The sequence below is a fragment of the Streptomyces sp. NPDC058157 genome, assembly GCF_042884105.1.
Taxonomy (GTDB): Bacteria; Actinomycetota; Actinomycetes; order Streptomycetales; family Streptomycetaceae; genus Streptomyces.
The window spans coordinates 1-1379 of sequence record NZ_JBHVUQ010000440.1 but is presented as its reverse complement, the minus strand read 5'-3'; the positions used below and the strand labels follow the sequence as shown (position 1 = coordinate 1379).

The window sequence follows — 1379 nt, the reverse complement described above, 5'->3', positions numbered from 1 at the left end:
CAACGCCCTGAACAACACCGACGGCCCCGCCGCCGCCCTCACCATCCGCGCCACCACCGCCTACGGCGACATCACCGCCCGCAGCATCTGACCGGCCCCGCCCCGCACGCACCCCGCACGCACCCCGCCCTCAGACTCAAGGAGCGAACCACCATGACCGACGACCGCCGCCACCACCGCCCCGAGCTCCAGCAGGCCCTCCAGGACATCGTCGACTCCGGCTGGGCCGGGGTGCAGCTGAGGGTGAACGATCCGCAGGGCGAGTGGGTCGGCAGTGCCGGGCTCGCCGAGCCGGGCGGGAGCGCCGCGCCGCCCACCGACGGGCACTTCCGGATCGGCAGCAACACCAAGGTCTTCACCGCGACCCTCGTGCTCCTCCTGGTGGCCGACGGCCGCCTGGAGCTCGACGGCCCGGTCGCCGAGCACCTCCCCGAGTACGGGCTGGACCCGCGGATCACCCCGCGGATGCTCCTCCAGCACACCAGCGGGCTGTTCAACTTCACCGGCGAGTACTACGAGGACGGGACGACCGCCCCGGGCATCGCCTGGGAGGGGCAGGAATGGGTGGACGACCTCTTCCGGACCTACCGCCCCGAGGAACTGGTCCGCCTCGCCCTGTCCCGGCCCGCGCGGTTCGAGCCGGGGACCGACTGGAGCTACTCCAACACCAACTACGTCCTGCTCCGCCTGCTGGTCGAGAAGGCCGCCGGCCGCGCCTTCGCCGAGGAGATGCGGCGCCGGATCCTCACCCCGCTGGGCCTGACCGGCACGGTGCTGCCGGAGGACTCGCCCGAGATCCCGGAGCCGCACGCCCGTGCCACGTACGTCTACCAGGACGGGGAGGAGTGGAAGACCCTCGACGTCACCCGCTCGAACCCCTCCTGGATCTCCGCCGCCGGTGACATGATCTCGACCACCCGTGACCTGCACGTCTTCTTCTCCGCCCTGATGGGCGGCCGGATCCTGCCCGCCGAACTGCTGGAGGAGATGCGCACGCCGCACCCCAAGCTGGGCTACGGCCTCGGGCTGTTCGTGCAGCGGACGGAGGACGGCCGCACCGTCTACACCCACAACGGCGGCATGTGGGGCTGGGGGGCGCTGATGTTCAGCTCGCCCGACGGCGCCACCACCTTCACCGCCTCCGTGACCTGCGGGGACGCCCGGCTCGACATGATGCGGGTGGGGGAGCTGTTCGGGGAGGCGCAGAAGCGGCTCGTCGCCGAGGTGTTCTGAGCGGGGAGGGACCGTGGGACACGACGGCGGAGGGGCGGGGCACGCACGTCCATTGGCGGCGACGCCCTGCCCCAGGCATTGGCGTCGCTGCGCGATACCCCGCAGGTGGCCGAGGCGGTCCTCCTCTCCACCTGCAACCGCACCGA

The 1379-nt window shown here is 72.1% G+C and carries 1 protein-coding gene; it reads left to right on the top strand.

The window, feature by feature from the left end; translation table 11 throughout:
- The first annotated feature begins 153 nt into the window (after positions 1-153).
- A complete protein-coding gene (locus tag ACFVXK_RS38695; RefSeq protein ID WP_389622107.1) occupies positions 154-1233 on the top strand; it encodes a serine hydrolase domain-containing protein in 1080 nt (359 codons plus the stop codon).
- Positions 1234-1379: the final 146 nt, after the last annotated feature.